This is a genomic window from Amaricoccus macauensis (assembly GCF_049800915.1).
In the GTDB taxonomy this organism is placed as follows: domain Bacteria; phylum Pseudomonadota; class Alphaproteobacteria; order Rhodobacterales; family Rhodobacteraceae; genus Amaricoccus; species Amaricoccus macauensis_A.
The window spans coordinates 374,517-397,846 of sequence record NZ_JBNAFY010000003.1 but is presented as its reverse complement, the minus strand read 5'-3'; the positions used below and the strand labels follow the sequence as shown (position 1 = coordinate 397,846).

At 62.4% G+C, this 23,330-nt stretch carries 23 protein-coding genes; 16 read left to right on the top strand and 7 right to left on the bottom strand.

What is annotated here, in order from left to right:
- Positions 1 to 41 precede the first annotated feature (41 nt).
- Both ACP15W_RS09660 and ACP15W_RS09655 read left to right on the top strand, forming a co-directional pair.
- Positions 42 to 338, top strand: coding sequence for an I78 family peptidase inhibitor (locus ACP15W_RS09660; protein ID WP_424932668.1), 297 nt, complete (start codon positions 42 to 44; stop codon positions 336 to 338).
- 87 nt (positions 339 to 425) lie between these two features.
- Entirely contained in the window at positions 426 to 1,238 is an 813-nt protein-coding gene (locus tag ACP15W_RS09655) for an SDR family NAD(P)-dependent oxidoreductase (RefSeq protein WP_424932667.1), read from the top strand.
- 477 nt (positions 1,239 to 1,715) lie between these two features.
- Here ACP15W_RS09655 and ACP15W_RS09650 read toward each other — a convergent pair whose 3' ends face one another.
- A complete protein-coding gene (locus ACP15W_RS09650) occupies positions 1,716 to 1,925 on the bottom strand; it encodes a cold-shock protein (protein WP_424932665.1) in 210 nt (69 codons plus the stop codon).
- Positions 1,926 to 2,804: 879 nt separating this feature from the next.
- Here ACP15W_RS09650 and ACP15W_RS09645 point away from each other — a divergent pair.
- Positions 2,805 to 3,017, top strand: a complete 213-nt coding sequence (locus tag ACP15W_RS09645) for a DUF2945 domain-containing protein (protein WP_424932664.1) — start codon at positions 2,805 to 2,807, stop codon at positions 3,015 to 3,017.
- A 41-nt stretch (positions 3,018 to 3,058) separates the two neighbouring features.
- On the opposite strand, the gene ACP15W_RS09640 is transcribed toward ACP15W_RS09645, so the two are convergent.
- A complete protein-coding gene (locus ACP15W_RS09640) occupies positions 3,059 to 3,307 on the bottom strand; it encodes a DUF3072 domain-containing protein (RefSeq protein ID WP_424932663.1) in 249 nt (82 codons plus the stop codon).
- 248 nt (positions 3,308 to 3,555) lie between these two features.
- On the opposite strand from ACP15W_RS09640, the gene ACP15W_RS09635 reads away from it, so the two are divergent.
- Positions 3,556 to 3,888, top strand: a complete 333-nt coding sequence (locus ACP15W_RS09635; RefSeq protein ID WP_424932662.1) for a BrnA antitoxin family protein — start codon at positions 3,556 to 3,558, stop codon at positions 3,886 to 3,888.
- Positions 3,889 to 4,043: 155 nt separating this feature from the next.
- On the opposite strand, the gene ACP15W_RS09630 is transcribed toward ACP15W_RS09635, so the two are convergent.
- Both ACP15W_RS09630 and ettA read right to left on the bottom strand, forming a co-directional pair.
- Complete coding sequence (locus tag ACP15W_RS09630) at positions 4,044 to 5,699, bottom strand: P-loop ATPase, Sll1717 family (RefSeq protein WP_424932661.1); 1,656 nt, start codon at positions 5,697 to 5,699, stop codon at positions 4,044 to 4,046.
- A 557-nt stretch (positions 5,700 to 6,256) separates the two neighbouring features.
- Entirely contained in the window at positions 6,257 to 7,918 is a 1,662-nt protein-coding gene (ettA, locus tag ACP15W_RS09625) for an energy-dependent translational throttle protein EttA (RefSeq protein WP_424932660.1), read from the bottom strand.
- A 156-nt stretch (positions 7,919 to 8,074) separates the two neighbouring features.
- Here ettA and ACP15W_RS09620 point away from each other — a divergent pair, with 156 nt between their 5' ends.
- Entirely contained in the window at positions 8,075 to 9,142 is a 1,068-nt protein-coding gene (locus tag ACP15W_RS09620) for a glycosyltransferase family 4 protein (RefSeq protein ID WP_424932659.1), read from the top strand.
- A gap of 27 nt (positions 9,143 to 9,169) precedes the next feature.
- On the opposite strand, the gene ACP15W_RS09615 is transcribed toward ACP15W_RS09620, so the two are convergent.
- On the bottom strand, positions 9,170 to 10,090 hold the full coding sequence (locus tag ACP15W_RS09615; protein WP_424932658.1) for a hypothetical protein: 921 nt from the start codon (positions 10,088 to 10,090) through the stop codon (positions 9,170 to 9,172).
- Positions 10,091 to 10,322: 232 nt separating this feature from the next.
- A complete protein-coding gene (locus ACP15W_RS09610) occupies positions 10,323 to 11,252 on the bottom strand; it encodes an OmpA family protein (protein ID WP_424932657.1) in 930 nt (309 codons plus the stop codon).
- Positions 11,253 to 11,631: 379 nt separating this feature from the next.
- Between ACP15W_RS09610 and ACP15W_RS09605 the strand changes: the two genes are divergently transcribed.
- From ACP15W_RS09605 to ACP15W_RS09590, 4 genes are all read left to right on the top strand, one after another.
- A complete protein-coding gene (locus tag ACP15W_RS09605; protein WP_424932656.1) occupies positions 11,632 to 12,234 on the top strand; it encodes a nicotinate-nucleotide adenylyltransferase in 603 nt (200 codons plus the stop codon).
- Between the two features lie 185 nt (positions 12,235 to 12,419).
- Positions 12,420 to 13,346 carry a hypothetical protein gene (locus ACP15W_RS09600; protein ID WP_424932655.1) on the top strand — a complete coding sequence of 309 codons (927 nt, stop codon included), beginning with the start codon at positions 12,420 to 12,422 and terminating at the stop codon, positions 13,344 to 13,346.
- Between the two features lie 83 nt (positions 13,347 to 13,429).
- On the top strand, positions 13,430 to 14,905 hold the full coding sequence (gene dacB, locus ACP15W_RS09595; RefSeq protein ID WP_424932654.1) for a D-alanyl-D-alanine carboxypeptidase/D-alanyl-D-alanine endopeptidase: 1,476 nt from the start codon (positions 13,430 to 13,432) through the stop codon (positions 14,903 to 14,905).
- A 12-nt stretch (positions 14,906 to 14,917) separates the two neighbouring features.
- Positions 14,918 to 15,535: a LysE family translocator gene (locus ACP15W_RS09590; RefSeq protein ID WP_424932653.1), complete on the top strand. Its 618-nt coding sequence runs from the start codon at positions 14,918 to 14,920 to the stop codon at positions 15,533 to 15,535.
- Between the two features lie 304 nt (positions 15,536 to 15,839).
- Here ACP15W_RS09590 and ACP15W_RS09585 read toward each other — a convergent pair whose 3' ends face one another.
- Complete coding sequence (locus tag ACP15W_RS09585) at positions 15,840 to 16,340, bottom strand: Lrp/AsnC family transcriptional regulator (RefSeq protein WP_424932652.1); 501 nt, start codon at positions 16,338 to 16,340, stop codon at positions 15,840 to 15,842.
- Between the two features lie 173 nt (positions 16,341 to 16,513).
- Between ACP15W_RS09585 and trxB the strand changes: the two genes are divergently transcribed.
- The 7 genes from trxB to ACP15W_RS09550 all read left to right on the top strand — a co-directional run bounded on the left by trxB (position 16,514) and on the right by ACP15W_RS09550 (position 23,325).
- Positions 16,514 to 17,479: a thioredoxin-disulfide reductase gene (gene trxB / locus ACP15W_RS09580; RefSeq protein ID WP_424932651.1), complete on the top strand. Its 966-nt coding sequence runs from the start codon at positions 16,514 to 16,516 to the stop codon at positions 17,477 to 17,479.
- Between the two features lie 121 nt (positions 17,480 to 17,600).
- Positions 17,601 to 19,091, top strand: coding sequence for an exopolysaccharide biosynthesis polyprenyl glycosylphosphotransferase (locus ACP15W_RS09575; protein ID WP_424932650.1), 1,491 nt, complete (start codon positions 17,601 to 17,603; stop codon positions 19,089 to 19,091).
- 206 nt (positions 19,092 to 19,297) lie between these two features.
- The gene (locus ACP15W_RS09570) at positions 19,298 to 19,927 is read left to right on the top strand and encodes a queuosine precursor transporter (protein WP_424932649.1); all 630 of its coding nucleotides are present in this window, start codon (positions 19,298 to 19,300) and stop codon (positions 19,925 to 19,927) included.
- Positions 19,928 to 20,239: 312 nt separating this feature from the next.
- Positions 20,240 to 20,659, top strand: coding sequence for an alternative ribosome rescue aminoacyl-tRNA hydrolase ArfB (arfB, locus tag ACP15W_RS09565; RefSeq protein WP_424932648.1), 420 nt, complete (start codon positions 20,240 to 20,242; stop codon positions 20,657 to 20,659).
- A gap of 136 nt (positions 20,660 to 20,795) precedes the next feature.
- On the top strand, positions 20,796 to 22,202 hold the full coding sequence (locus ACP15W_RS09560; protein WP_424932647.1) for a methyl-accepting chemotaxis protein: 1,407 nt from the start codon (positions 20,796 to 20,798) through the stop codon (positions 22,200 to 22,202).
- A gap of 73 nt (positions 22,203 to 22,275) precedes the next feature.
- A complete protein-coding gene (locus tag ACP15W_RS09555; RefSeq protein ID WP_424932646.1) occupies positions 22,276 to 22,866 on the top strand; it encodes a LysE/ArgO family amino acid transporter in 591 nt (196 codons plus the stop codon).
- A gap of 18 nt (positions 22,867 to 22,884) precedes the next feature.
- Positions 22,885 to 23,325, top strand: a complete 441-nt coding sequence (locus tag ACP15W_RS09550; protein WP_424932645.1) for a YaiI/YqxD family protein — start codon at positions 22,885 to 22,887, stop codon at positions 23,323 to 23,325.
- Positions 23,326 to 23,330 lie beyond the last annotated feature (5 nt).

Genomic DNA, 23,330 nt, shown 5'->3' with positions numbered 1-23,330 from the left:
GAAGCGGCCCGTGTGCCGCAGGAGACAATGGAGATACGCTCATGGCCATTTCGCGCGCGGGTGCGGTCCTGGTGTTGATTGCGGGGGCCGCCGGATGCACGAGCTCCATCGGCCCTCTCGACGGTCTGGACGAGACAGCCTCTGCCAGCGGGGGGTGCGGTCTCTCGGAGTATTCCGACCTTGTGGGGCAGGAGGTTAGTGTCCTGAACGATGCGAACCTGCCGGAGAACCGTCGGGTCCTCTTCCCGGGCGCTGCGGTCTCGGATGAGCCGGATGCCTCACGGCTCAACATTACCATCGGGACCGACGACAAGATCTCCCAGGTCTATTGCGGCTGATCCGTGCCGTCTTGCGGATGCCTGCCGCATTCCCATGTGGGGGAATGACGGGCCGGTATCCTTTGCCCGCCTGTCATCGGAGGCGAAATGGCGAATGATCTGAATGGCAAGTCGGTGATCGTGACCGGCGCGGCGAACGGTATCGGGCTGGCCTGTGCGCGGCAGTTCATGAAGGCGGGTGCCTCCGTCGTCATGGCCGATATCGACGAGGACAAGCTGGATCACGAGGCGGATAGCCTCAACAGCGAGGGCCACGACGGGACGGCCACGGCTTTCGCGGGCGACCTGCGAGAGAAGCTGACCATGACCAACCTCATGGCCGCTACGCTTGATGCGAACGAGAATATCCATGTGCTGGTGAACGCCGCACGGATGCTGGTGACAGGCGATCCGCTCGATCCAGCAGGGACTGCATTGGAAGATGTTCTTCAGCAAAACGTGGTGGCGAACCTGCGGCTCAGCCAGATCGTGGCGCGCCGGATGATCGAAGCGGCCAAGGAGGAGGGCGAGGACGCCTCGGACCGCGCGATCGTCAATCTTAGCTCGATCTTCGCACAGCGCAGTCTGCCGCAGCTCTTCGCCTTTTCCGTGGCAAGTGCCGCTCTCGACCAGATCACCCGCGGCCTTGCGGTTCCGCTCTCGGTGCATGGGATCAGGGTGAACGCGGTCGCGGTCGGTGGAATCTACGGCAACTCGCTTGGCAAATCTCTCCCGGAGGTTGAGGATCTGCCCGATGCGATCCGGGAGGTCGTGCCGTTGGGCCGGCTGGGCGAATTCAGTGAAGTGGCTGATTCGATCATGTTTCTCGCCTCGCCTCTTTCCCGGTTCACGACGGGGCAGGTGCTGACCGTGGATGGTGGGCGGTTGCTGATCGATCCTCTGGAAAACGCGCTGATCTGAACACCGAAGCGATCAGACCCGCGCAGGGCCGATTTGCCGATTGTGATGAATCGGCAACTTCTTGACCAAATGGTAAACGACTGGCGGTATTTGTGGATTAGGCGGACAGCCGGGAGAAGGGTCCGGAAGTCTTAGCAATTACAACCGCTTGCAGGGGCCCTTGGGCTTTTCGCGAAGTGCGGTGGTTTGCGTGTTGTGGTTTCTCGCTCCGACAATTGACCGGAAAGTCGCAATCCCTCGGAAACCTTCAGGCCGTAATATGATACTAATACGGAATGGAGAGCCTTCGAGCTACCTGCTGCTGGAGTGAAGACATGACACGTAAATCGCCCCGTAATCCGGAGCCGAAACAGGAAGAGCGCGACCGCAAGGCCGAGACGCCCGTAACCTGGCAATTCAACGACTGGGCGTCGATCTGACCGGCCAGCAGGCTCTGGTCAGGGGTGGCGCCGCAGAGACCGCGGCGCCGGATGCAGCTCAGTCGACGAGCGCAATGTTGGTTGCCGACTGACGTCCGTCGCGGCCCGACTCGAGGTCGAAGGTAACCTTCTGGTTGTCGGCGAGGCCGGTCAGACCAGCGCGCTCAACGGCGGAAATGTGGACGAAAACGTCCTTGGAACCGCCCTCGGGCTGAATGAATCCGAAACCTTTGGTCGTGTTGAACCATTTCACGGTGCCTTTGGCCATCGTGAATTCTCCTTATCGTTGCTGCCCACGTGATTGCGGCAGCCTGGCTCCAGTCAGAGCAAAATCGCGTGACTGTGGCCTGGTAGGAGACAGCGTCGGATCTTGGTAACATCGCGAGTAGCGGTATGCACCGGGTCGGACAAAAAAGCAAGCGAAGCGTGTATCCCGGGGGGCGATTTGGCCTGTGGGTTTGGTCACAGACCAGTCACGCTGCGTGAGGCAGGATGGGTCGTATCAGCAGGGGGTTATGACCCCGCGCACCGACTTGGAGGGGAAACTCATGAACAACCATACGCCGCGTAACCCGGAACCGAAACGCAGCCATCCGCAGCCGCAGCCAATGCCGCCGATGCCCTGGCGCTTCACCGACTGGGCCATGATCTGAGCGCAAAAGGGATCGCGAGACCCTGCCCGCCTTTCACCTGAACAACTGAGCGCCAGGCTCCGCGAATGGGGCGCGCCCGCAAAGCGCCCAATCCTGGATGTTGCATAAATTCTACAATTCGGCTGATATTGCTACATTATTCGTTTCCACAGGATCGTTACTGGAACTTTTTGTGAAGCTGGCCATTTGTTCTTATGCCCTGATGTAGAGGGGTGCCGAACCGGCGCCGGGCTGTGAGGTGCCGGAAAGTAACTCGGAGTAGAATGATGCAACGCCTGTCGACCCAATCTCTTGCCGCTGAACGCGAAGCGTCGCGCCGCAAGGATGACGTGCCGGAAACCTGGCGCTTTACGGATTGGGCGATGATATGAAGACAGTTTCACGCCGAACGGTCGGGCCCGCGCATGTCGCGGGCCTTTTCATTTCCGGCCACGTCTCGCCATGATCGTTCCGCGGGCTATGTCTCTGGCGGTTAGCAGAACACGGAGGCATGCATGGCGGACAAAATCGAAAAGGGTGTCAAGGTTTCCTGGAAAACGCCGCAGGGCAAGATCGAGGGAAAGGTCGAGAAGAAGCTGACGAGCGAGACGGAAATCAAGGGCCACAAGGTCGCGGCCTCGGAAGATGACCCGCAGTATCTCGTGAAAAGCGACAAGTCCGGCAACAAGGCGGCGCACAAGCCGGATGCTCTTGAAAAGAAGGGCTGAGGCTGCACCCGCGGAGGCGGATCCAGCCCAGTTCTGCCCGGTCAGCTTGCGGTCCGGGGCACCTCTTCCTTGAGCTGGTCGATCCGTTCGGACGCGGCGGCCTTGCTGAGGCCCTCGTCGAACGGGACGCCCGCTTCCTCGCACAATGTCTTGAGGTAGGAGGCTTGCGCGCCGGTCATCGGCTCGTCCCCGGTGACCCAGTCCTTCGGGGCTTTCGACTGGTTGGAATATTCCGCCGGGTCCGGATTTCCGGTGACATTCGTGTCGGCTTCTTCCGGTGTGTCGATCATGATTTGTTCTCCATGTCCATTACGGGGTCGATCACTGGCCGTTCAGCTAGAGGCGGATGGAGTGGCGGCAAGGGAGGACAGTGCGGCCGTTCGTTCGGCGGGGTATAACATTCTGAGATCTCAGAGAAATTACGCTACACAATACATGCACATTGCATGCACAACCCATGCACAGGATTCGCGGCGCAGGATGCGTTAACCCTGTTGGGCTATGCTGGCGACAAATTCATCGGACATGGAAAAGACGAATGACCGAGCGCAAGCGAACCCGGCGCCAGGAGCGGAGCTATGTCGAGCTGCTCGCCGATCTGTACGAACTGGAGGTCTGGGCCCGCAACGACCGGCTCAAGCGCAGCCACATCCCGCCCGAATGGCATTCCATCGACCGCGAGGTGGCGGTGCGGGCCAGGAAAACCCGGATCACGCTGGCCTGCGACGCCGATGTGGCGCGCTGGTATCGCAGCATGGGCCACGGCTACCAGGCGCGGATGAACAAGGTGCTCCGCACCTACATGCTGGGCGTGATCTCGAAGGAGATAGAGGTCGAAGGCGACCGAAGCTGGAAGGGCGACCCGATTTGAGGGGGGCTTGCTAGATCGGCTCCTAGAATTAGAGCACCGGATTACCCTCCCAAATATACGGCCAATAGGAGGGCTATGGAACAGTGGAGTGATTGTTGGATTCGCTATGGTCCCATTTACCGTTGCAAATTCTTGTCAACCAGATGATGCGGCGATCAAGCGTAATCTCGCACCTTTTCTCCAGTATTGATGCCTAGGCTCGAGTGAAGCATGGGGTGAATTCGAATTTTGGAGTTCTTCGTAATGTGTGCCTTCGGTATTTGATGGCCCTCTTTGTAGAACCAGTGCATTGGCTCATGCGGAGCTGTATTTAGGCCAATTGCGCCCACCAAATGAAGAACGAGGCAAACTTCTACGACCTGTTCAAGTATCTTGTTTTCGTTCGTGAATTGGCTTTCTTCATATGCGTTCTTCATGCCCCGGCATAGGGGGTCCCGCGCATATCGGTCGTTACAAAGTAGTTCGACTGCAATCATATCAATATATTCTGCTGTAAGTAGGTCAGCGAGAGGAAATGATGCTCGCCTGTGTACCAGTGAACTTAGTAGAACCTCTAAACCTGGATATACGCCGGCCCATTCCTCGACTAGCGCACGCCGCCGCTCTTCCGAGTAATTTCGCTCTGCCCTTTGGACCTCCTTCACCGATATTGGTGGGTTCTCAGAAGCTTCAAAAAAACAGTGATTTATGAATGATATAGCGTCGCGCGGCCTTAATAGCGTGCGTTCAGATAAAAAGTCGAAAGGATCTTTCTTGTTGATTTTATTTGGGAAAACATCGCGCAAAAAAACATTCTCAGAACTATATTTATTTCTATACATATAGTTCACTCTGGTATCTAGAAGTTTTCTAAGTTCGGCGCCTTTCCACCTGATCTCAACGAAGTAATCCTTGTATTTTTCTGACTGAAACCCATCATGCCGTGTTTCTTGAATTACTTTCTCGAGCAAATCTACTCGCATAGCGGATATAATTTTTAGATTCTGCACTTTACGTAGAGATTTTACAGCTTCTATGAGAGCTTTTATTAATTTGTATTTGGTGTCTATGCCTACCCAGTTTTCATCAAGCCCGTCTATAAGTATATAAACAAATTTTTGCTGATTATCTTTGGCGTAATCCGACAATGCGTCTTGCACTTTGCCTAACTCGGAAAGCAAGCTTGCATCGACAACTGTCTGTAGGCGCGACTGTAGGTGGGTTTTTCGTAACTCACTAAGCTTATTCTTGTATCCTACATCTGTTTTAAACTTTTGATATTCGGCTCCAGCGAGCAAGCTTACCTCTCTTTCAAGATTCAGCTCAATCTCCCGAATATTTTCATCAAATGTGACCCAGAACTTGTCACTCCACTTTTCAAGATATTCTAATGCTCGCCTTCTTGGTTCGTTGTTGCGAAACTTCTCTAAAATTCTCGAGAACGCATTCTGCGATTTTTCGGTACTCGTAACGTCGAAGGAAATTCTTATGTACTCTATTACAATTATATGACGCCATAATGCTTGGAAAAAATAGTCCAGAGGGACATCTATTTCCTTTATAAATTTTATTGCAGTGCTGTTCGAGATGTAACCCATAGACAAGTCACTCAGGCTTATTATATTTGCGTTCTCATTTTCTTGTCTGATCTTGCTTATAATTGCAGTCTTTCCAATTCCAGTATTACCTAGCAGAAAACACTTTGAGTTTTTCTTGTCTGTCGCAATGGATTTTGCGCTGTGATCAAAGAAGCAATTATAAAGAAATTCATCGTCCTCTTCCGCTGACACATTGCCAATGCTCATTTCTTTTCTCAAAAATACTTTTGCCATCGACTGAACTCTTTGCAACTAGGTTGACAGATTTTTAAATGCTTTCTTCTTGAAAGCATCTCTCAAGTTGATTCAGTAGCAAAAAAGATTGCTCAACTTATACGTTAGCGTTGCAATCGGGTTCAGGCAAGCTCTTGAGTAAGTCTCTGCTGGCAGTAGCGTCACTCGTTGTGCCTGCATGCAGGAGGACAGGCCCCGGCCCGGAACAAGGCGCGCAGCGCCGCCGGGCCTGCGACCGTCCGCCCCGATGGGCGGTCGCATCCTCGGCGTTCACGAGCGAGGTTGGCCGAGGGGTGGCCTGACCATAAATCGAAGACCGGATGGGGCAGGTGCTCCCACCCTCGGACGGTCGTGGGCCCTGGGTTGGTTCGGTTGTCGCGTGGCGGAGAATGGCGCGCGAGCGTGGCCCTCGGGTGGCCTGACCATAAATTGAAGACCGGTTAGGACAGGCGCTTCTACCCGCGGACGGTCGCAGGCTCGGCGGCGCTGCGCGCCTTGTTCCGGGCCGGGGCCTGCGGCCCCTGGGGTTGTTGTGACTTGAAGCCGCGCGCGAGCTCCTACCGCGCGAACTTCTTGTATTTGATCCGCTTCGGCTCGACGGCATCGGGGCCGAGGCGGCGGATCTTGTCGGCCTCGTAATCCTCGAAGTTGCCCTCGAACCATTCGACGTGGGCGTCGCCCTCGAAGGCGAGGATGTGGGTGCAGAGCCGGTCGAGGAAGAAACGGTCGTGGCTGATGATCACGGCGCAGCCGGCGAAATCCTCCAGCGCATCTTCGAGCGCGCGCAGGGTTTCGACGTCGAGGTCGTTGGTCGGCTCGTCGAGGAGCAGCACGTTGCCACCCTCGCGCAGGAGCTTGGCCATGTGGACGCGGTTGCGCTCACCGCCCGAGAGGAGGCCAACCTTCTTCTGCTGGTCGCCGCCCTTGAAGTTGAACGCGCCGCAATAGGCGCGGGAGTTCACCTCCGCATCGCCGAGCTTGATGATGTCGAGCCCGTCGGAGATCTCCTCCCAGACGGTCTTGTTCGCATCGAGCGCATCGCGGGACTGGTCCACGTAGGAGAGCTGCACCGTCTCGCCGAACTCGATCGCGCCGTCATCGGGCTTTTCCTGGCCGGTGAGCATGCGGAAGAGGGTGGATTTGCCCGCGCCGTTCGGCCCGATCACGCCGACGATGCCGCCGGGCGGGAGGGCGAAGCTCAGGTTGTCGATCAGCAGGCGATCGCCGAAGCCCTTGGAGATGCCCTCGACGTCGATGACCTTGGAGCCGAGGCGCGGCCCGTTCGGAATGACGATCTGCGCCGTGGTGATCTTCTCGCGCTCGGATTTCGAGGCCATCTCGTTATAGGCGTTGATACGCGCCTTCTGCTTGGCCTGGCGGGCCTTTGCGCCCTGGCGGATCCATTCCAGCTCGCGGGTGAGGGTCTTCTGCTTGGCCTTGTCCTCGCGGGCTTCCTGGGCGAGCCGCTTGGCCTTCTGTTCGAGCCAGGCGGAGTAGTTGCCCTCGTAGGGGATGCCCCGGCCGCGGTCGAGCTCGAGGATCCAGCCGGTGATGTCGTCGAGGAAGTAGCGGTCGTGGGTGACGATCAGGATCGTGCCCTTGTATTCGATCAGGTGCTTCTGAAGCCAGGCGATGGTCTCGGCGTCGAGGTGGTTGGTCGGCTCGTCGAGGAGCAGCACGTCGGGGGCTTCAAGGAGCAGCTTGCAAAGCGCGACGCGGCGGCGCTCCCCGCCCGAGAGCTTGGCGGTGTCGGCATCGTCCTCGGGGCAGCGCAGCGCTTCCATGGCGATATCGACCTGGGCGTCGAGGTCCCAGAGGTTCTGGGCGTCGATCTGGTCCTGAAGCTCGGTCATCCGGTCCATCAGGTCCGGGTCCTCGGCGATCTTCATGGCGATGTCGTTGAACTCGGTCAGCAGCGCCTGCTTGGCGGCGACCCCGTCCATGACGTTTTCGCGGACGGTCTTCGAATCGTCGAGTTCGGGCTCCTGGGAGAGGTAGCCGACGTTGACGCCCTTGGCGGCCCAGGCCTCGCCCTGGAAGTCCTTGTCCTGGCCGGACATGATGCGCAGGAGGGTGGATTTACCCGCGCCGTTGACGCCGACGACGCCGATCTTCACACCGGGCAGGAACGAGAGGCGGATGTTCTCGAAGCATTTCTTGCCGCCCGGATAGGTCTTGGACAGGCCATCCATGTGGAAGACGTATTGCGGCGTTGCCATGGTTCGGATCCCCTGCGGTCGCTTCTCTGAAGGTTTGCCTGACCTAAGCCCAAGACGCCCTGACCGCAAGCGGATCACTACGTCCGTCGAACTGTGGCTGGACGGGCGCGGACGGACTCCTTTACGCATCATGGCCACATGTTCTGGGAGGTCCCGATGCCCCTGCCTGACGCCAGCGGCTTGCCGCGCTCGGTGCTCTTCGTCGTGCCGCGGTTTCACACCAACCTCGCCATCGCCGTGCGGGCCTTGCGTGATGCCGGTTGCGCGGTTCACGTGTTCGCAACGGCGCAGAGCCCGATCGAGGATCACAGCCTCGTCGTGCCAGAGGTGTTCTCGGAACGGGCGCGGAGGGACGACGTGGTTGCGGCGCTTCGCGCGGCCGCCCCGGACCTCGTTTTCATTCGCAGCAGCAAGCCGGTTTCGCGATATGTGGGGGAGTACTGCCGCCTCCGCCGGATCCGGGCGTATTCCTACGGGCTGAGCCCGCTCACGGTCCGGCCCCGGTTGAGGCGCCAGATCTCACGTTTTCTTGACGGGCAGCCCTTGCGGCGGGTCACGCCGGTGCGCGGACTGGAGCGGGACGCGCCGCCCGATCCGAAGGCAACGTATCTGCCCTGGCCGGTCGCGGCGCCTGTCGAGCCGCCGGAGTGGCGGAGCACTGAGGGACCGCTCCGCGTTCTCTGTGTTGGCAAGCTGGCGCAGCCGAGGAAGAATCAGCACCTTTTGGTTGGGGCGCTGGACGCGCTCGACCGGCCCGAAGACCTTGAGCTGACGCTTGCCGGCGCGCTGACGGATCACGAGGCCGCGGATTGCCCGGATCACTATCGCGCCCTGGTCGAGCGATCCCGGCGCGAGGGGCGCGTGATGCCGGTCCGGATCGTCGCGAATGTTCCCTATGCGAAGATGCCCGAGCTCTATTCCGGGCATGACATCTGCGTTCTTCCGGCGGATCGGGAGCCGCTGGGAATGGCGCCGCTCGAGGCAATGGCCTTCGGGCTGGTGCCGGTCTTCTCGGCGCAGTGCGGGAGTGCGGGAAGCGTGACCGATGGTCGGGACGGGTTTGTCATCGACATGCACGACCCCGAAGCGCTGAGGTCGCTGCTGGCGCGTCTTTGCGAGGATCGCGCCTTGGTGGCGAAGGTCGGGCGGTCGGCTTGGGAGACCGCGAGAACCGAGCTGGGCCTGGAGGCGTTCGTCGCCCGTGTTGCGGCCCTCGCCCCCTGACGGGGCGAGGCTAGGCCGTGGCGCAGATCAGCTGGCGAGCAGAAGGCCGAGCGGCACCGGTTCCTCGACGTGGTAGGAGAGGGTGATGGTTTCGGTGTCCGGGTGACCGCCGGCGCGGGCGCGCTCGGTGCTGACGCAGGTCACGCTTTGGGTGACGTCGATGTTGAGATAGACGGTTTCGGCCATGGCGCGCGCCGAGTCGGCCTGCCAGATGCACTGCGAGATCAGCGGCAGGCGGTTGGTGGCGCAGGCGGGCGGGGTGTGCAGCTCGGAGCCCGATATGAAGTCGAAGAGCCCGGCCTGGGCATGGGGCTGCACGAGGTCGCGGGGGTTTTCGTAGCTGCCGCCGGAGCTCGAGCACATGACGTATTCATGGCGTGCACCGTGGCGCGGCGCGCTGTTGATCACGCGGAAGCCGCCCAGATCGCCGGTGATGGTTCGGGGGCTGGTGAAGCCGAGCGGCGGGGTGCTCTCGATCGCGCGACCGCTGTCGATGTCGAAGAAGGCCTCATGGCTGTCATCCGGGGTGGGGTGGTCGAACCCGACGGAGGAGCGGGTGTTCTCGCCGCCGTCGCCAGTGTCGGGGCCATCGGCGATCCGGGTGAAATCGATCCGGCGCTCACCGCGGAGATCCGTGAGATAGAGGCTGACGGCGACGCGGGTCCGGAAGTAGCCTTTCCGCAGCGGGCTGTCCCAGAGCGACGGGCCGGTGGAGATCCCGGAGCCTTCGAGGGAGGCGTAGATCGAGACCGGGTCCTCGCGGGACGCCTTGCCGATGATCACGCGGGTGACGAGATCGAGCTTCGAGCACTGGAGTTCCTTGGCCTGGGCGATGGCTTCCGCCTCCATTCCGGCACGTCGCTCGGCACCGAAATAGTCCACGCGGAGCCGCGGATGCGCCGTGGTCCATTCCTTGAGGGTCGAAATACCGCCGAGATCGTCGAACATTCCAGGGTCTCCATACCGTGTCGGATCGTCATTTCCTTGAAAATCACGATAGCGGATATGGCGCTCCCCCGGTGTGACGTTTCGCACGCGGAGGGCCTGTTTCTTCAACTTTGCTTAATTTTTCCGGATCCCGTTCAAGTCGGATTCCGGGGCCGGATGGGGGTGTTTCCGGTGGATTTCCGGGCCGGAGCGGGGGCGAGATCCCATGTCTCGCCCGCTCGCGGCGCGGAAGTCAGTTGGTCAGGGCGACGGGGTAAACGGCGACGGTCCTGTTGAGCGGCTCGGGCGTGCCATCGGGGGTTGCGACCGGAAGCCTGCCCGGATCCTCGCCCACCGCGATGACCTGGATGGCGCTTTCGGGGATGCCCGCCTCGGCGAAGATGCGCGCGACCGAATTGGCGCGGGCCTCGGAAAGCCGGGCGTTGACCTCCGCCGGGCCGGTCGTATCGCTATGCGCTTCGATGCGGATGGCCTGGAGCTTCATCTCGGAGACGGTCTCGGCCGCCACCATGGCGCGGGTCTGGCCACCGATGGTCAGGTCCGACGATCCGACCTCGAAGTGGATCTCGACCAGCAGGCGGTCCGTCTCGGAGTTCGCCACCGGGTTGGCCTCGATGCGTGCCTTCTGGATGATCTCGCCGATCTTGCGGATGTCGACGCTGAAATCTGCCGCGCCCGAGCCCGATTCCGGCAGCCCGGTCTGGAGCGAGGCCTCGACCGGGTCCGTCGAAGGATCGGTAAAGGCCTGCATCTTGTCGTCCAGCGCGCTCAGCTGGTCGTAGTCGCCGGTTCGCAGGGCGGCCACAACCTCCTGAAGCTCGATGCCTTTCTCGGCCAGGAGGACTTCGATCCGTTCAAGTTCGACACTGCGGATCTCGATCAGATCCTCGAGTTCCTGAAGGCGGACGGATTTCTCGGTGATCTGCCGCTCGATCTCGCCGAGCTCTAACGTGCCCTCCTCGATGGCGGTTGCGAGTAGCAGGGCTTCCTCTTCGCCCTCACTCGGTGCAGCCGCATCGGCCATCATCTCGTCCTGTTGCGAAGATGACTCATCTCCTGATTGAGAATGGTTGTAAAACAACACTATCCCGATTGTTACTGCCAAGACCGCCGCTCCGACATTGGTCAGATAGGCCAGCTTGCGACTGGTTCTTTCCTTCATCACTGCCTCTTGTTTATTGGCCGAACCTGGTCCGGCATTCATTTTTTGTTAAGAGGTTGAGTGAGCTCACGTTCAATTGAAAGTCGAGGATGACACGGTCTGGCGGGCCGCGGGCGCTTTGGTGGCGATTGTTGCGCGGATGCCACGCTCATGGCGCGGAACCGGGCAATCCCTCTCCTGAAACGAGAGCTGATTGCTGCGATCGAATCGCCCCTTTTCCCAGGCTGCGTTGATCGGGCGTCGTGCTTGGGTTGAGTCGATCGTGCCCTTGCGGCGGTGGTCCCGGTGATTCTTCCGCGCAAATGGTTGTCGAAACTGGGTTGTTGAAACTGGACGGGCATTCCCGCATGGAAGGAAGCCGGCAGGGAGTTGGGCGAGAGTGAATAGAGAAAACCCGATCGTGACCGCAGGCATGCGGATCGGATTGCTGGGCGGGTCCTTCGATCCGCCTCATGCGGGCCATGTCCATATCACGCGCTGGGCGCTCAAGGTCTTCCGGCTGGATGCGATCTGGTGGCTGGTGAGCCCCGGCAATCCGCTCAAGACCGATGCCCCCGCCGACATGGCGCGGCGGATCGGAGTGGCACGCGAGATCATGGATCATCCCCGCGTGCATGTCTCCGACATCGAGGCGCGGCTCGGCACGCGATACACAGCCGAGACGCTTGCCGCGATCATGGCGCGGTATCCGCAGGCGCATTTTGTCTGGCTGATGGGGGCCGACAACCTGCGGAGTTTTCACCACTGGGACAACTGGCACCTGATCCTGCAGGGCGTTCCCGTGGGGGTGTTGGCCCGGCCGGGCGAGCAGCTGGCCGCAGGTCTTTCGCCAGCGGCGCGGCGCTTCATGCGCTACCGGCTGTCGCCTGCCGAGGCGCCAGGGCTGGCGCTGGCGCAACCTCCGATATGGACGCTTGTCACCGGGCCGATGCTGGATCTTTCCTCGACCGCCCTTCGGAAGCAGGGCGCCTGGCAGCGTTAGGGTCACGGCCCCGCCTCTTGCCTTCATGACTGCAACTTTGCGCTCGATGGACAGGACGCGCCTCGGTGACCTATGCTTTTATCAAGCGCCGGGCATGTCTCTTCGCGGGTGGGGGGGAGGTGGCTGAGCGCTGATAACCGGCAGATGAACCAGGCCGGGACAAAGGGCTGATCTGGGAGGAAAGCATGAAGACTAGCGGAACAATTGCCGTCGGTGCAGGGGGCGCGGTCGTCGGGCTGCTCCTGGGCCTTGTGCTCGGCGGGTCGGGGGATTCCGGTGAGGAGGACCGCGCGCGGATGCAAGAGGAACTCGCGGGGCAGATGACCGCCCTGAGCGAGAAGATCGACGGGCTCGAGGGGAATTTCGCCTCGCTCTCCGAGGAGGTGAGTTCGATCGGCTCCGGGGTCGGGGAACATTCGGAAATGGTTGCCGAGCTTCAGAGCAGGATCGGGGAGATCGGCTCGTCGGTGTCGGGTGCGGTTTCGGGACTTTCGAGCGAGTTGAACGAGACCGTTTCGGGGCTATCGAATGATCTGAGCGGCCGGATTTCCGAGCAGTTCAGCGGGCTTTCGAGCCAGATCGCGGCTTTTCGAGTAGAGGAGACGACGGGTGAAGACGTTTCCGGCGAACTCGTCAGGCCCGGCGAGACCCTGATCATCGGTGAGGGGGCCGCGCGGATCTTCCTCTCGGCGGTGAGCCAGGACAACCAGTCGGCGCGGATCGCCATCGACGGCACCGGGGTCCAGACCATTTCCCTCGGCAGGCCCGTTTCCTCTGGTGGCTGCGACATCACGCTGACGGCGATCCAGCCCCCCTCGGCCATGATCGACGCGGTCTGCGACGGCGGATCGGGGGATCAAGCGGCTTCCTCGGAGCCGCCGGGTCTCGGAGAGGGAACCGAGCTTCAGGTGTCGCGGGTCGCCAGTTTCGGAGACGGTGCCGTGAAGGTGTTCCTCAGCCAGTTCGACGCCTCCGCCGGCACGGCGCGGCTGGCCATCAACGGCACCGATACGACGGTGCTGGCGGTCGGGGAATCGGCCGATGCAGATGGTTGTGCGGTCACCTTGACGGGCATGTCCGACAGCGCGATCAGCATCAACGCCGACTGCTGAGCGCGTGATACACCTTTAACGTGTGTTCTCCCGGTGAACTGATCGCTTGATTGGCGAGCCGGGTGGGGCGCATACTGTGGGCCATGAGCCATCTCCGCCCCGCTCCCCTGCTTACCCGCCGTCAGGCCCTGGCCGGATTGGGAGCGGTCGGGCTGTGCGCTTTTCGGGCGGGGCCGGTTTGCTCCGATGCTTCGGCGCGTGCGGCGCGCTTTGGGCTCGGGGATCTCTCCTCCGTGGCGCTGCGGGAGGTGGGGACACCTGCGTTCCTGGATGCGCTCGCGCCGGAGCGGAGCTTGCCGCCTGCGTCCGTGCTGAAGGTGATGACGACGCTTTATGCGCTCGATGCGCTGGGCCCGTCGCACCGGTTCCGGACGGAATTGCGCGCGCTCGGGGCCATTGAGGGCGATACGCTTCGGGGCGGGTTGGTGCTGGTGGGCGGCGGCGATCCGGTTCTCGATGCGAACGCGCTGCGCGGCCTTGCGACCAGCCTCGCCGAGACCGGGCTGACGAAGATCGAGGGGTCGTTCCTGGTGGCGGATGGGGCGTTGCCCTTCATCGCCCAGGTTGACGCGACGCAACCGCTGCACGTCGGCTACAACCCGGCGATTTCGGGGCTGAACCTTAACTTCAACCGGGTGCGTGTGGAATGGGAGCCGGGCGAGGGCAAGCCGCGGTTCCGCTTCGTGGCGCCCGGACAGGATTTCCGGGTCGCGATCGCGGGGATCGGCGGTGAGCTTGGCTCGGCGCCTCCGCCGGTCCATCGGATGCAGGACATGCGCGAGATCTGGACGCTGCCGGGGCCGCGGATGAAGGGGCGGGGTGGCTTGTGGCTTCCGGTGCGGCAGCCCTCCGTCCATGCAGGCGAGGTGTTTCGCAAGCTTTGCGCTGAGCGCGGCATCACGTTGCCGGACGCGGAGATTGTCGCGGAGGCACCGGAGGGCGCGACAATCGCGGCTCATGAAAGCTGGCAGCTGAGGGATATTCTCAAGGGCATGTTGCGCTATTCGACAAATCTCACGGCCGAGATCGTCGGGCTTCATGCGAGCAAGGCGCGCGGACTGGCACCGGCGACGCTTGCGGACTCGGCCTCTGGAATGACGGCCTGGGCGCGGGAGCGATATGGCCTCGAAACGGCGGATTTCACCGACCATTCCGGGCTGTCGGACCGATCGCGCTGGTCGGCGGCGGAGACGGTGCGGGTCCTGGATGCGGAAGCGGACGGCGACCTGCCGGAGCTACTTCGCGCGCAGGTCCTGACGGACGAGGAGGGCCGGCCCATTCAGGCTTCGCATGTGGAGGCGGTGGCCAAGACCGGCACGCTCTACTTCGCCGGCGGGCTTGCGGGCTATTTGCAAACCACGGATCGGCGGCTTGCCTTCGCGATCTACTCCGCCGATCTCGACCGGCGCGCGGCAATCCCGCAGCCCGCGCCGGAAGCCCCGCCGGGATCGCGTGGGTGGGCGGGCCGCGCTCGAGGTTTCCAGCGCGAGATCCTGAGCGAATGGGTCCGCGACTACCTCCCAAAGCCGCACTTGCGCCCGCGTGCTCGTCCCGGCTAGGGAGCGGGTGTCATGGATATTCAGTCTCTCGCCGTCTTCGGGCTCGCCCTCTTTCTTGCTGCCGCCGCTCCAGGGCCGGGCATCATTGCGCTGATTGCCCGGGTGATCGGTCGGGGTGCGCGCGGTGCGGCCGCCTTTGCCATGGGCGCCTGCCTCGCGGATCTGGTGTGGCTCGGGTTCGCTGTGGGTGGTCTGGCCGTGATTGCGCAGACATTTCACCTGCTCTTTCTGGGCATCAAGTGGGTGGGGATCGCCTACCTGCTGTGGCTGGCGTGGAAGATGTGGAATGCGCCGGCGGATGGCGGCACGCTGGGGGCGCCCGGTGCCCCGAATGCATCGCGTCGCAGCCTGCTTTTTGCCGGGTTCTCGCTGACCATGGGGAACCCGAAGGTGATGATCTTCTATCTCGCGCTTCTGCCCTCGATCATCGATCTCGAGAAGATCGGCATCGCGGGCTACCTTGAGCTTTGCGCAGTGGTTGCGGCGGTGCTGGCGGTCGTCTTCTCGGTCTACATCATGCTGGCCGAACGGGCTCGGCGGTTCCTGACGGCTCCCGGACGGGTTCGCGCGGTCAATCGCGGTGCAGCGCTGACCATGTCCGGTGCGGCGGGCTGGGTCGCGAGCCACTGAGCGAAATCGCCCCAGTTGGAATGATCGTCCGACTGAAGGGGGGCTCAATGGGCGGGGTGCCGGCGTTCGCCGGGTCTCGCCATTTGTGCTGAGGAACATGGGCACGGGACAAGCCGAAGGCGCCGTGCCTGCGACGGCCCGTCCGGCAGGCTGGCGCATCGTTGATGCGGGGAATACTGACGGTCTAGGCGGTATGGTTGCCACAAACTGCGTCGAACAGGCGGAGGTGCGCCAACCCCCGGTCCGCCGCCGGCCCGGCCTCGGCAATTTCTGCTCTAAGCCCAAGATGGATGAGAGGTGGGCCTCACTCGTCTGCGGAGATGCGGGCCTCGTAGACCTCGAAGGGCACACCGGGCGTGTCCTTGGCGCAGCGGATCACCAGGCTCGTCTTGACGCTTGCCACGTTGGGCGCGGCGGTCAGGTCCTGGGTCAGGAAATTCTGGAACGTGGTGAGATCGGGGGCCACGCATTTCAGGATGAAGTCGATCTCGCCATTGAGCATGTGGCATTCGCGGACCAGCGGCCAGCTTCGGGCACGGTTCTCGAAGGCGGAAAGGTCCGATTCGGCCTGGCTCGAAAGCCCCACCATGGCGAAGACCTGCACCTCGAAACCCAGTTCGCGGGCGTCGATATCGGCGTGGTAGCCGCGGATGAAGCCCTGTTCCTCAAGCGTGCGCACCCGTCGGAGACAAGGAGGCGCGGAGATTCCGACGCGGCGGGACAGCTCGACGTTGGTCATTCGCCCGTCAGCCTGAAGCTCCGCAAGGATTTTCCGATCGATGGGGTCCAGCTTGAATGTGGGCATGGCGGCGTGAGTCCATTGGAATGCGCCCGATCATTCTGTCGCGACGGGCTGTTACGCAATTATCTTTCGCAATTGGGTGCTGTCTTGTAAAGCCCTGTCTCACATCGGGCGGAGCTTCACACTGCATCGCAAGGCACCTATATAGGCCGCGCAATCGAGTGGAAGGGTATGGCATGGGCAACCAGCGGCACACAAGGCTTCTCATTATCGGGTCGGGTCCTGCGGGCTACACCGCGGCGGTCTATGGTGCGCGCGCCATGCTGGAGCCGATCCTCGTTCAGGGCATTCAGCCGGGCGGTCAGCTGACGATCACGACGGAAGTCGAGAATTGGCCGGGCGACGTGGAGGTTCAGGGGCCGGACCTCATGACCCGCATGGAAGCTCATGCGCAGGCGACCGGAACCGAGATCATCTCGGATCATATCGCGAGCCTCGATCTTTCGAGCCGACCCTTCCGCGCGGTGGGCGATGGGGGCGACGTCTATACGGCAGATGCCGTTGTGCTCGCGACCGGCGCCCAGGCCCGCTGGCTGGGGCTGCCCTCGGAAGAGAAGTTCAAGGGTTTCGGCGTCTCGGCCTGCGCGACCTGTGATGGATTCTTCTACCGGGGCAAGGAGGTCGTGGTGATCGGCGGCGGCAACACCGCGGTCGAGGAAGCCCTGTTCCTCACCAATTTCGCCTCCAAGGTTACGGTCGTGCATCGTCGCGACGAGTTCCGCGCCGAGCGCATCCTGCAGGACCGGCTGGCCAAGAACCCGAAGGTGGAAGTCATCTGGAACCACGTGCTCGACGAGGTGCTGGGGGACGAGAACCCGCGCGGCGTGACGGGTGTGCGCCTGCGCGATGTCCACAGCGGGGCGGAGCGTGACGTGGCTTGCGCGGGCGTTTTCATCGCCATCGGACATGCGCCCTCCTCCGAACTGGTCGCGGGTCAGCTCGAGTTGCATCACGGCGGGTATGTCGCGACGCGCCCCGGTTCGACGGCGACGGATATTCCGGGCGTTTTCGCGGCAGGGGACATTACCGATCACATCTTCCGCCAGGCCGTCACGTCGGCTGGCATGGGGTGCATGGCCGCCCTTGAGGCCGAGCGTTTCCTGGCGGAACAGGACGTACTGGCTGCATCCGCCGCCGAGTGATCTCATGCGTCCCGGCGGTGACCTCATAGGGGGCAGCGCCGGCGTGATCTAAGCCAAATGTTAACCTGCCCGGCAGACTGTGCGGCGCAAGACGCTGACGTCCGATCTGCCGGGTAGACCCATGAAGATAACGCCGCTCGAGAGCGAACCGCCTGCTGCGCCGCACCCCGGAGCGCTTGGCGAGGATGCCAAGCTGATTGCTATGGCGCTCAAGCGCCCATCCGTTTCCGGAACGAGCCTCGGGATTGCCGCACGGCTGATCGACATCTTCGCGATCGGGCTGGCGCTCTGGTTTGCCGATTTCGCGGCCCATGCCGGGGAGTTCTCGGCGCTTCGCACGGCGGGCCTTGCGACCGTGGGCGCGGTGGTGACCTCACTCCTTCTCGCGCAGTTCGGCGGATACGAGCCCTTCCGGCTGAGAAATTTCGTGGCCGGTGCCGCAACCCTGTTCCTCGCGGGGCTCGTGGTGGCTGTTCTCGGCGCCATCGGCGGGGTCTGGGCCGGTGCGGCGGGGGCCTTTCTCTCGGCCGCGCTGGTTTCCCTGGTGGCGACGATCCTGCCCGCGCGGGCGCTGGTTTCCTCGATTGCTCGACTGGTCTTCGATTTCGGCCTCACCGAGCGGCGAGCGGTTGTTGCGGGCGGCGGCGAGAACGCGGCACGGCTGGTGCGCGGGCTGATTGCCAACCCGGCAAACGACATCCGGATCTGCGGTATTTTCGATGATCGCGATGACGGACGCTCTCCCCCGGTTGTGGGCGGTGTTCCGAAGCTCGGCCGCATGGCCGATCTGGTTGAGTTCGCCAGGACCGCGGAAATCGACATGCTGATCGTGGCGCTTCCGCTCGACGCGGACGCCCGCATTCGGCAGATTCTCGACGAGGTCCGGGTTCTGCCGGTGGACGTGCGGCTCTCGTGCTACAGCGCCAATTTCACCTTTCCGCGGCGGTCGGGGCTTTCGATCACCGAGCCGGGGCTCATCGACGTGTCGGACAGGCCGCTCTCGGGGGGAAAGCGGCTGGCGAAGCGGGCGCTCGACATTGCCCTGACCTCGCTGGTGACGGTTCCGCTTCTGCCGGTGATGGCGGTTACGGCCATCGCGATCCGGCTCGACTCGCCGGGTCCGGTGATCTTCAAGCAGTATCGTGATGGCTACAATCACAAGCCGGTCGAGGTCTGGAAGTTCCGCTCGATGTATGCGGACAAGTCGGACCCGAAGGCCCGAAATATCGTTACCAAGGGCGATCCGCGCGTGACGCGGGTGGGGCGCTTCATCCGCAAGTGGTCGATCGACGAGCTGCCGCAGCTCTTCAATGTGCTACGTGGCGATCTCTCGCTGGTTGGTCCGCGCCCCCATGCGGTCAACGCGATTTCCTCGCGCCAGCAGGCTTTCGAGGAGATCGTCGACGGCTATGCCGCACGGCACCGCGTGCCGCCGGGTGTGACCGGCTGGGCGCAGATCAACGGGCTGAGAGGCGAGATCGACGACCCGGAAACGCTGCTGCGCCGGGTGGAGCATGACCTCTATTATATCGAGAATCGATCGATCTGGCTCGACCTCTATATCCTTGCGATGACGCCGCTGAAGCTCCTCGATACCACGAACGCGTATTAGGGCGCGAACGGTTCAGATCGAAGCAATCTGGACCCAGGATCGCGCTCCGAGCCTTTGTTTCGACCAAGATCCTGCATGAGACGACGGTTCCGTCCAGTCGGTTTGGGTCCGGCCGGGGGCTTGCACAACTGATCGGTCGGGTCTATGGAGCCCGCTTGCCGCATGGCGGCCAAGTCTCCGCAACCTTGCCAAAACGGAATCGAAACATGTCCCGTTCCCTGATGCCCGGCATCCTCGCCATGGCGGCCATCGTCGTCGCCTCCAACATTCTCGTCCAGTTCCTCTTCGGTGACTGGCTGACATGGGGGGCGTTCACCTATCCCTTCGCCTTTCTCGTGACCGATCTGATGAACCGGCTTCATGGGCCGGAGCGGGCGCGCAAGGTCGTGCTGGCCGGATTCGCCGTTGGCGTGCTGTGCAGCCTCGTGGGGAGCCAGATCCAGGGAGAGTTCGGACCGCTGGTGAGCCTGCGGGTGGCGATCGGCTCGGGAACCGCATTCCTCGTGGCGCAACTGATCGATGTGGCGGTGTTCGACCGCCTGCGTTCCGGTGCCTGGTGGCGTGCGCCGCTGGTTTCAAGCCTGGTCGGGGGCGCGATCGACACGGCGATCTTCTTCTCCATCGCCTTTTCCGCATCGCTCTCCTGGATCGCGCCCGCCGTGGATGTGAGCTGGGCGAACGAGGCTGTCCCGCTCCTGGGCGCCGGGCCGCTGATGCCTCTCTGGGCGAGCCTTGCTGTGGCGGATTTCACCGTGAAACTCTGGATCTCGCTGATCGCGCTTGTGCCCTTCCGGCTGCTTATCGGGCGTCTGAGGGGCGCACGGATCGAAATTTAGGCAGCACCCCGCCGCCGCCTTCGTCCTGAACTGGTTAACAAAAAAATCCTTGCCATCGTGCCGGAAATGGGCACCATCAGGGGTAACCGAAACCAGCGAAAGGAGGTGATCCAATGTCTCATGAGGCTTTGGAGCGTGTGGCAGGGTTTATGTGCGGAGGTTCCGCTTGAGGGGCAGCCCCCTCTCGTAGATGACCGAAAGCACAGGGCACGGCTCGACCAGCCAGCCTCCAAGCTCATTCGAAAAATCGAGGGGTCGCAGTATCTGCGGCCCCTCTCTCTTTGTTCTCGAACTTGCGGATATTCCGGTGTCATGCTGGTGATCAACGACGACATATCGATCGCCGACTGGGAAATGACCGAAAGCTTTGTGCGGGCCTCGGGGCCCGGCGGGCAGAACGTCAACAAGGTGGCAACCGCGGTGCAGTTGCGATTCGAGGCGGCGCGCTCCCCGCATCTCGATGCCGGGACGAAGGCGCGGCTGCGGCGGCTCGCCGGTTCCCGCTGGACCACGGAGGGCGCGGTGATCGTCAGTTCGGATCGGCACAGGTCCCAGCCCCTCAACCGGGAGGACGCGCGCGAAAAGCTTCGGGCCCTGATTCTCGCGGCCTTGCACCGACCGAAGCGCCGGAAGCCGACCCGCCCGACGAAGGGCTCGGTCCGACGCAGGCTCGATGCGAAGACGCGGCGGGGTGCCGTGAAGGCGATGCGCGGGCCGGTGAACGAGGAATAACCTCGCGCGGCGCGGGCATTTTACCTGTACTTGGCCCGCAGGGGTGCGGGCTCCTGGTTTCACGATCGCAGGGCGTGTTTAAGCAAACGATTAACGATTTCCTTCTAAGCGAGAGCTTGGTGAAGGAGACAGCTTTATGCAGGCGCAGAGACAGGGTGATTCCATCCTCGGGCAGGACGATGGCCTGTCACATCTCGCGTCGGAGGCGTCGTCTCTCGGGTATGAAGTCGTCGACATCGCCGGATTCATCGACGATGTCGAGGTCATCGCCGCGGAGCAGCTTCTCGTTCTCGAAACGGTCCGGCAGGCTGCGGGGCGAGTGATCGAGGGCAACGGGGCCGTGCAGACCGCGGTCCGATCGGTTTCAAAGAATACCAGTGAGACTCTCGGGGCTGTCGAGCATTCGGTCGAATACGTGCGTCGGGCCGGCCAGAGGTCGCAAGAGGTGGCGACCTGGGTTGCGGCACTGACCGAACGAATGGAGGCGGTCGCCAATACGCTCGACGCCATCAAGAGCAACAATTCCGATATTGCGCGGATCGCAAGCCAGGTGAACATCCTGGCGATCAACGCGAAGATCGAGGCGGCGCGCGCGGGAGATGCCGGCCGCGGGTTCGCGGTCGTCGCGGATGCGATCAACGAGTTGAGCCGTCAGACATCCGGCGCCGCCGAGAGTACGACCCGCAACGTCTCCCAGCTTGCGGGCTGGATCGGCACCTTGCACGATGAATCGGCCAAGATCAGCGATGAGGCACGTTCGGTCATCGAGGAGTCGCACGAGACGGATACGGCCCTGGTGCGGATCGCGGACAGTGTGCGCGGCACCCATGACGAGGCGCGGCACATCACCGAGGAGGCCGAAAAGGTCAACGACGCCACGAATATCTTCGCGCCGGCCTTCGAGCAGATCGGTGACGGGATCGAACGGACGGCGACCGGGATCGGGGAGGCGCGGGGCCGCGTTCACGGTCTCATCGATGCCAGCGAACGCATCCTGCAAGGCACGGTTGCGCTCGGTGGTTCCACGGAGGATGCCCCTTTCATTGACAGGGTGATGGAAGATGCCAACCGTGTGGGCGGGATGTTCACCGAGGCGATCCGCGCAGGACAGATCACGGCCGAGCAGCTGTTCTCGCGCCAGCTCCAGCCCATACCCAACACAGATCCGCAGCAGCATACCGCACCATTCAACGGGCTGCTCGACAGGCTGCTGCCCCAGGTGCAGGAGGGGATGCTGGAGTTCGATCCCAAGGTCGTGTTCTGTGCCGCGGTCAATATCGACGGCTATCTCAGCACCCACAACAGGAAGTTCTCCCAGACTCCGGGGAGCGACCCGGCGTGGAACGCGGCAAACTGCCGAAATCGCAGGATATTCGATGATCGCGTAGGGCTGAAGGCAGGTCGGAACACGGGCCCCTTCCTCTTGCAGGTCTATCGGCGCGACATGGGCGGTGGACAGTTCGCGATGATGAAGGATCTTTCCGCGCCGATCATGGTGGATCGCCGTCATTGGGGCGGTTTGCGGGTCGGCTACAAGTTCTGAGGCGCTCCCGCCAATTGCATTCGCTCAGCGCCTGAGGCACTTCGACCGGGGATCATGCCGGGGGAGTGGGGTCGTGGAGTTCTTGTCGGGTTTCGTACTGGGTCTGAGCCTGATCGTGGCGATCGGGGCCCAGAATGCCTTCGTGCTGCGGCAGGGGTTGCTCGGCGCCCATGTCTTTCCGGTTTGCCTCGTTTGCGCGCTGTCGGATGCGATCCTGATCTGCGTAGGGGTCTTCGGGCTTGCCGTCATTTCGGAAGCCATCCCCATGGTCGTGCCGGTGTTGCGCTACGCGGGCGCGGCCTTCCTCTTGGTCTACGGGGTGCGTGCGGCGCGGGCGGCCTGGGTCGGAGGGGATGCCCTTAAGGCGAAGGGAGAGGCCGCCGGGCTTCGCCGGACGTTGACGATCTGCCTCGCGCTGACCTGGCTCAATCCGCATGTCTATCTCGATACGGTCCTGCTCGTGGGCTCCATCGCAACCCAATACGCTCGCCCGGTGGTGTTCGCCGTGGGGGCCGTGACGGCCTCTTTCGTGTTCTTCTTCTCGCTCGGCTACGGGGCCCGTCTGCTGCGACCGGTCTTTGCCAGCCCTGCGTCGTGGCGGGTTCTGGAAGGGGCGATCGCGCTGGTAATGTGGGCCATTGCGGCCAAACTGCTGCTGGAATGATCCGAAGGGGATGATGCGATGATCTATGTGGATGCCGATGCCTGCCCGGTGCGGGAGGAGGTCGTTAGGGTCGCGGAACGGCATGGCGTCAACGTTGTCTTCGTGACCAACGGCGGGTTGCGGCCCAGCCGACACCCGCTCGTCAGGATCGAGGTGGTCTCCGCGGGGGCCGACGAGGCCGACAAGTGGATCGCGGACCAGGCGGGGCCGGGCGATATCTGTGTCACGGCCGATGTGCCGCTCGCTGCGCGCTGCGTCGAAGCGGGCGCGCTCGTGATCGGGCATGATGGCGAGCCGTTCTCGCAGGCCAATATCGGCGCCCGGCTCGCGATGCGTGACCTGATGGCGGATCTGCGGGCGGCCGATCCGTTCCGGCAGGGCGGCGGAAAGCCGTTTTCCAAGGCGGATCGTTCCCGCTTTCTCAATGCGCTCGAAGCCTCGGTGCGAAAGGCTGGTTGATTAAT